Source organism: Neisseria flava, from assembly GCF_982712965.1.
The window spans coordinates 25,470-32,350 of record NZ_CEXQBZ010000123.1 but is presented as its reverse complement, the minus strand read 5'-3'; the positions used below and the strand labels follow the sequence as shown (position 1 = coordinate 32,350).

The window sequence follows — 6,881 nt, the reverse complement described above, 5'->3', positions numbered from 1 at the left end:
GGCTTTCAGACGACCTTGCCTTTAAAGCGGATATGATTGTTGTTTCCTGTATGCCGCAGAATGTTGACCTTCGATGCGGCTGCTTCCTGATTACAGCGTTGTCGAATACCGACATCAGGCTTGCGGGGGAAGATAAGGTATTTTTCGGGTATCGCTTCAAATTTAAAAGGTCGTCTGAAAACCTAAATTCGAGTTTTCAGACGACCTTTGCTATGTAAATCACACCTGCTTCTGCGGATCCGCTTCGCCCTACTTCGCCATTTCTGCGAACACTTGATGCGCGGTGGCGATGGTTTCGTCAATCAGCTCGGGCGTGTGCGCGGCGGAGACGAAGCCTGCTTCGTAGGCGGACGGACCGAAGGCGGTGTTGCGGTCGAGCATGCCGTGGAAGAAGCGTTTGAAGGCGTCGATATTGGAACGCGCCATGTCACCGTAGTTTTGCGGGGTGTGTGCGGCGAAATACAGACCGAACATGCCGCCCACGCTGTCGGCGGTGAACTCGATGCCGTGCGCTTTGGCGGCGGCGGCAAGCCCGTCGGCGAGGCGGCGGGTCAGGGCGGTCAGGTTTTCGTAGAAGCCTTCGCGTTGGATGATTTCGAGCGTTTTCAAGCCGGCGGCGACGGCAATCGGGTTGCCCGACAAGGTGCCTGCCTGATACACGCCGCCCAGCGGGGAAATACATTCCATGATGTCTTTGCGTCCGCCGAATGCGGCAAGCGGCATACCGCCGCCGATGACTTTGCCCATCGTAGTCAGGTCGGGCGTGATGCCGTGCAGCGACTGCGCGCCGCCGAGCGCGACGCGGAAGCCGGTCATCACTTCGTCGTAAATCAACACGGCGCCGTGTTTTTCGGTCAATTCGCGCAGGGCTTTGACGAAGGCTTCGGTCGGGCGGACCAGGTTCATATTGCCGACGAAGGGTTCGAGGATGACGCAGGCGATTTCGTCGCCGTTGCGGGCGAACGCTTCTTCGAGCTGGGCGGTGTTGTTGTATTCGAGGACTAAGGTGTGTTTGGTAAAGTCGGCGGGAACGCCTGCGGAAGACGGGTTGCCGAAGGTGAGCAGGCCGCTGCCGGCTTTGACGAGCAGGCTGTCGGAATGGCCGTGGTAGCAGCCTTCGAATTTGATGATTTTGTCGCGTCCGGTAAAGCCGCGCGCGAGGCGGATGGCGGTCATGGTGGCTTCGGTGCCGGAGCTGACGAGGCGCAGCCGTTCGACCGACGGCATGATTTTGGCGATTTCTTCGGCGATGACGATTTCGCCTTCGGTAGGCGCGCCGAACGACAAACCGCCCAAGGCGGCTTCGCGCACGGCTTCGATGACTTCGGGATGCGCGTGTCCGACAATCGCGGGCCCCCACGAACCGACGTAATCGGTGTAGCGCGTGCCGTTTTCGTCCCAAACATACGCGCCTTCGGCTTTTTTGATGAAGCGCGGTACACCGCCGACGCTGCCGAATGCGCGGACGGGGGAGTTTACGCCGCCCGGGATGATGGCTTTGGCGCGGTCAAACAGGATTTCGTTACGGTTCATAGCGGATTCTTTCTGAGGTCGTCTGAAAAATAAGCGGTATTTTATCATCAGATTGCCCGCACCAGCCGTTTCAGACGACCTCCAAAGCCCAAACTGCTACGGCGCAACGCCGTATCTGAAAATGAAAATTGTTCTGTAAAAACAATCACTCTGTTCATATTTGAAGCGTTTGTGCTATAATCCGCACCCATTTATACCATAAAGAAAACATCATGTTACGCGGATTCATTTTAATGCTTACCCTTTTGGTTTCCACCGCCTCCTACGCCGCCCAGCGCAAGCTGCCGAGCGATATGGACGCGGCGGTTTTAAAACAGGTCGAACTGCCTTATCTGAAAGTGAGCCGTGGCGGCTTCTCATGGACACGCCTCTTGACGCTGGGCATTGCCGACGGCAATTCCGCCAAGCTGCAAATCACCCGTTTCACCAAAATCCACGACGAAAACGACCGCTTCATCCCGATGGGGCGGCTGGCGGGCAAAACCGGCAAAACCATCGCGTTCAAACACAACGACACCAACGCCCTCGTGCGCGAAGTGTGGGTTTTGACCGACGACGAAGCCTCCCGTTTTACCGCGCAAAAAGAAGTCCGCGACGAGGTTAAAAAAGACGCGCAATAAGCCGTCGTTTGCCCGTTTCAGACGACCCAAACACACACCGCGTGGTTGGCTGTTGCAGCCGCAGCAGCGCAACCGCGCATTTTTGCGCCCTGACGAATCTGCGTTTCAGACGACCTGCCCACGTTCCAAAGGTCGTCTGAAATGAAGATTTTTATAACAATCAGCCCCGCAATTACGGGCTACCTGAGAAAGACACAAACCATGAAAAAAGTATTTATCCGCACCTTCGGCTGCCAAATGAACGAATACGACAGCGAAAAAATGCTCGCCGTACTCGCCGAAGAAAACGGCGGCATCGAACAAGTGACCGAAGCCGACGAAGCCGACATCATCCTCTTCAACACCTGCTCCGTGCGCGAAAAAGCGCAGGAAAAAGTGTTCTCCGACTTAGGCCGCGTGCGCCCGCTCAAAGAAAAAAATCCCGACCTCATCATCGGCGTTGCCGGCTGCGTCGCCTCCCAAGAAGGCGAAAACATCATCAAACGCGCGCCTTATGTGGACGTCGTTTTCGGCCCGCAAACGCTGCACCGCCTGCCCAAAATGATTGTGGATAAAGAAACCAGCGGCCTGTCTCAAGTCGATATTTCCTTCCCCGAAATCGAAAAATTCGACCATCTGCCGCCCGCCCGCGTCGAAGGCGGCGCAGCATTCGTGTCCATCATGGAAGGCTGTTCCAAATACTGCTCGTTCTGCGTCGTCCCCTACACCCGCGGCGAAGAGTTCTCCCGCCCGCTGAACGACGTTTTGACCGAAATCGCCAACCTCGCCCAACAAGGCGTGAAAGAAATCAACCTCTTGGGACAAAACGTCAACGCCTATCGCGGCGAAATGGAAGACGGCGAAATCTGCGACTTCGCCACCTTGCTGCGCATCGTCCACGAAATCCCCGGCATCGAGCGTATGCGCTTCACCACCAGCCACCCGCGCGAGTTTACCGACTCGATTATCGAGTGCTACCGCGATCTGCCCAAGCTGGTGTCGCACCTGCACCTGCCGATTCAAAGCGGTTCCGACCGCGTATTGAGCGCGATGAAACGCGGCTACACCGCCTTGGAATACAAATCCATCATCCGCAAACTGCGCGCCATCCGCCCCGACTTGTGCCTGAGCAGCGACTTCATCGTCGGCTTCCCCGGCGAAACCGAGCGCGAGTTCGAGCAAACCCTGAAGCTGGTGAAAGACATCGCCTTCGATTTGAGCTTCGTCTTCATTTACAGCCCGCGCCCCGGCACGCCCGCCGCCAACCTGCCGGACGACACCCCGCACGCCGAAAAAGTGCGCCGCCTCGAAGCCCTGAACGAAGTCATCGAAGCCGAAACCGCCCGCATCAACCAAACCATGATCGGCACCGTACAACGCTGTCTGGTCGAAGGCATCTCCAAAAAAGACCCCGACCAGCTCCAAGCCCGTACCGCCAACAACCGCGTGGTCAACTTCACCGGCACACCCGATATGATCAACCAAATGATCGATTTGGAAATCACCGAAGCCTACACCTTCTCCCTGCGCGGCAAACCGGTCGAAGCGTAAAGCCGTTCCGCCATAGCAAAGGTCGTCTGAAAACCTGTATCTTGGTTTTCAGACGACCTTTTTTCAGACGACCTGAGAGTCTGTCGATATTCAATAATTTCTGTATCTTTTTGTTCTTAAAGCGGCATCTTCCGCGTTGGAAATTCTCGCAAGGTATCCAATCTTGCTGCGGTTTCCAGCTTGATTTTGCCGCTTTTCAAACAAAAATCCACTTCGAAAATCAAATGTCGGCAGCACTTAAGCGTAATGCCGCTCTTCGCCTTTGCCATCGACATTCTCGGCGCAGCGTTTGCAGATGGTTTCATGGCCTGCGACTGAGCCGATGTCGTGGGTGTAGTGCCAGCAGCGTTCGCATTTTTCACCGTCGCTGGCTTTGGCGGTAACGGCAAGTTCGCTGCCGGTTTTGACTTCGACTTTGGACACCAAGAGGGCAAAGCGCAATTCTTCTCCTAAGGCGTTCAGGTAGTCGGCGGTGGCTTCCGGCGCGGTAATTTCGGCTTCTGCCTGCAAGGACGAGCCGACGGTTTTGTCGGCGCGCAAAGGCTCGATGGCGGCGGTTACGGCTTCGCGGGCTTCGCGGACTGCCGTCCATTTTTTCACCAGTTCGGCTTCGGCTTTTTCGTTGATGGGTGGGAACTCGTGCCAAGTGTGGAAGAGGACGCTGTCTTCTTCGCCGCCGCCGATGATGTCCCACGCTTCTTCGCCGGTGAAGCACAAAATCGGTGCAATTAAGAGAACCAGGCTGCGCGTGATGTGATACAGGGCGGTTTGCGCGCTGCGGCGGGCGTGGCTGTCGGCTTGGGTGGTGTAGAGGCGGTCTTTCAGGATGTCGAGGTAGAACGCGCCCAAGTCTTCCGAACAGAAGGCGACGATGTCTTTCACGGCGAAGTGGAAGGCGTAGCGTGGATAGTAGTCACCCGCCAAACGCTCTTGCAGTTGGCGCGCCAACACTAAGGCGTAGCGGTCGATTTCGACCATGTCCGCTTGCGGTACGGCGTGTTCAAACGGGTCGAAATCACTGAGGTTGGCAAACAGGAAGCTCAAGGTGTTGCGGATGCGGCGGTAGCTTTCGGTGACGCGTTTGAGGATTTCTTTGGAAATCGCCAATTCGCCGCTGTAATCGGTGGATGCCGCCCACAGGCGCAGGATGTCGGCGCCGAATTCGTTATAGACTTCTTGCGGCGCGACGACGTTGCCGATGGATTTCGACATTTTGCGGCCGTTTTGGTCAACCACGAAACCGTGGGTCAGAAGCTGTTTGTACGGGGCGCGTCCCATGGATGAGGCGCAGCCGGTCAGCATGGAGGATTGGAACCAGCCGCGGTGTTGGTCGCTGCCTTCGAGGTAGAGGTCGGCAGGCCAGTCCAATTCTTCGCGCTGTTTCAAGACGGAGTAATGGGTCGAACCGGAGTCGAACCATACGTCCATCGTGTCGGAAAGTTTGTCGTAGTTTTCGCAGTCTTCTGCGCTTAACAATTCGCTTTTATCGAGTGAGAACCATGCTTCGATGCCTTTTTCTTCGATACGTTGTGCTACTTTCTCCAAAAGTTCGGCGGAGTTCGGATGCAGCTCGCCCGTTTCTTTGTGGACGAAGAAGGTCATCGGCGTGCCCCAATAGCGTTGGCGCGAAACGACCCAGTCGGGGCGGCCTTCGATCATGGCTTCGAGGCGCGCGCGACCCCAAGACGGGAAGAATTCGGTGTCGTCCACGGCTTTGATGGCTTTGTCGCGCAGGGTTTTGCCGTCGCTTCCGGCTTTGTCCATGCCGATAAACCATTGGCCTGTCGCGCGGTAAATCAGCGGGGTTTTGTGGCGCCAGCAGTGGGCGTAGCTGTGTTCGATTTTGCTGCTTGCCAAGAGGTTGCCGGTTTCTTCCAGCCATTGCAGGATGACGGGATTCGCTTCCCAAACGCTCATGCCTGCGACGCGCGGCGTTTCGCTGATGTATTTGCCTTCGGCGTTGACGGGGTTGTAAAGCTCGATACCGTATTTGTTGCAGACGGCGTAGTCTTCCAAACCGTGCGCGGGGGCGGTGTGCACCAAGCCCGTACCGGCGTCGGTGGTAACGTGTTCGCCGTTGAGCATGGGAATATCGCGTTCGAGGAACGGATGATTCATGTGCAGGTTTTCCAGCTTGTCGCCGGTGGTTTCCGCGAGGACGTTGAGGTCGTCTGAAGCAAAACCGTAGCGTTTGAGCGCGTCTTCTGCCAAATCTTTCGCCAGCACCAATTTGCCTTTGGGCGTATCGATTAATTGATACACCACGTCCGCACCCGCAGATACGGCTTGGCTCGCAGGCAGCGTCCAAGGCGTGGTCGTCCAGATAACGGCAAACGCTTTACCTTCGATGCCTGCCAAACCGAATGCGGCGGCAAGCGCGGCGGTGTCTTTAAACGGATAGGCAACGTCAATCGCAGGAGATACTTTGTCTTTGTATTCCACTTCTGCTTCCGCCAGCGAAGAGCCGCAGTCCAAGCAGAACTGAACCGGTTTCGCACCGCGGTAGAGATAGCCCGATTTGTAGATTTCGCCGAGCATACGCACGGTATCTGCCTCGGTTTTGAAATCCATGGTCAGGTAGGGGTTGTCCCAGTCGCCCAACACGCCCAGACGGATGAAGTCTTTTTTCTGGCGGGCAACCTGTTCGGCGGCATATTCTCGGCACAATTCGCGGAAACGCGCTTTGGGCATGTCTTTGCCGTGCAGCTTTTCCACCATCACTTCGATGGGCAGGCCGTGGCAGTCCCAGCCCGGCACATAAGGCGCGTCGAAACCGGCTTGGGTTTTGCTGCGGATAATGATGTCTTTGAGGATTTTGTTGACGGCATGACCGATGTGGATGTCGCCGTTGGCATACGGCGGGCCGTCGTGCAGGATGAATTTCGGACGGCCTTTGGCGATTTCGCGCAGTTTTTGATAGCGTTTGTGCTCGTACCAGCTTTTCAGCCACGCAGGCTCGCGCTTGGCGAGGTTGCCGCGCATCGGAAACGGGCTTTCGAGCAGGTTTACGGTTTTGCTGTAATCGGTCATGTTGTGATTCTCTATGGTTTCGGTATTTCGGTTTCAGACGACGTTTTGCAAACAAGGTCCTCTGAAAAAATGCAAAGGGCTATTGTAGCGGAATTGTATTGTTTTTATAAGGGGTTTGGACGAAAGCTTGGAGCTTGGTCCAGGGGTGGAGGAGTCAGTTTTGCCGTA

At 56.2% G+C, this 6,881-nt stretch carries 5 protein-coding genes; 3 read left to right on the top strand and 2 right to left on the bottom strand.

Annotated features, from left to right (window positions below; translation table 11 throughout):
• Positions 1–218, top strand: a 218-nt coding sequence (locus AC5M9B_RS09110; RefSeq protein ID WP_487648534.1) for a hypothetical protein, incomplete at its 5' end; no start/stop codon positions are given.
• 31 nt (positions 219–249) lie between these two features.
• Here AC5M9B_RS09110 and hemL read toward each other — a convergent pair.
• A complete protein-coding gene (gene hemL / locus AC5M9B_RS09105) occupies positions 250–1,533 on the bottom strand; it encodes a glutamate-1-semialdehyde 2,1-aminomutase (protein ID WP_455007703.1) in 1,284 nt (427 codons plus the stop codon).
• 212 nt (positions 1,534–1,745) lie between these two features.
• Here hemL and AC5M9B_RS09100 point away from each other — a divergent pair, with 212 nt between their 5' ends.
• On the top strand, positions 1,746–2,153 hold the full coding sequence (locus AC5M9B_RS09100; RefSeq protein WP_070512607.1) for a hypothetical protein: 408 nt from the start codon (positions 1,746–1,748) through the stop codon (positions 2,151–2,153).
• A 201-nt stretch (positions 2,154–2,354) separates the two neighbouring features.
• Positions 2,355–3,683: a tRNA (N6-isopentenyl adenosine(37)-C2)-methylthiotransferase MiaB gene (miaB, locus tag AC5M9B_RS09095; RefSeq protein ID WP_003743791.1), complete on the top strand. Its 1,329-nt coding sequence runs from the start codon at positions 2,355–2,357 to the stop codon at positions 3,681–3,683.
• 237 nt (positions 3,684–3,920) lie between these two features.
• Here miaB and ileS read toward each other — a convergent pair whose 3' ends face one another.
• A complete protein-coding gene (gene ileS / locus AC5M9B_RS09090; RefSeq protein ID WP_487648533.1) occupies positions 3,921–6,713 on the bottom strand; it encodes an isoleucine--tRNA ligase in 2,793 nt (930 codons plus the stop codon).
• Positions 6,714–6,881: the final 168 nt, after the last annotated feature.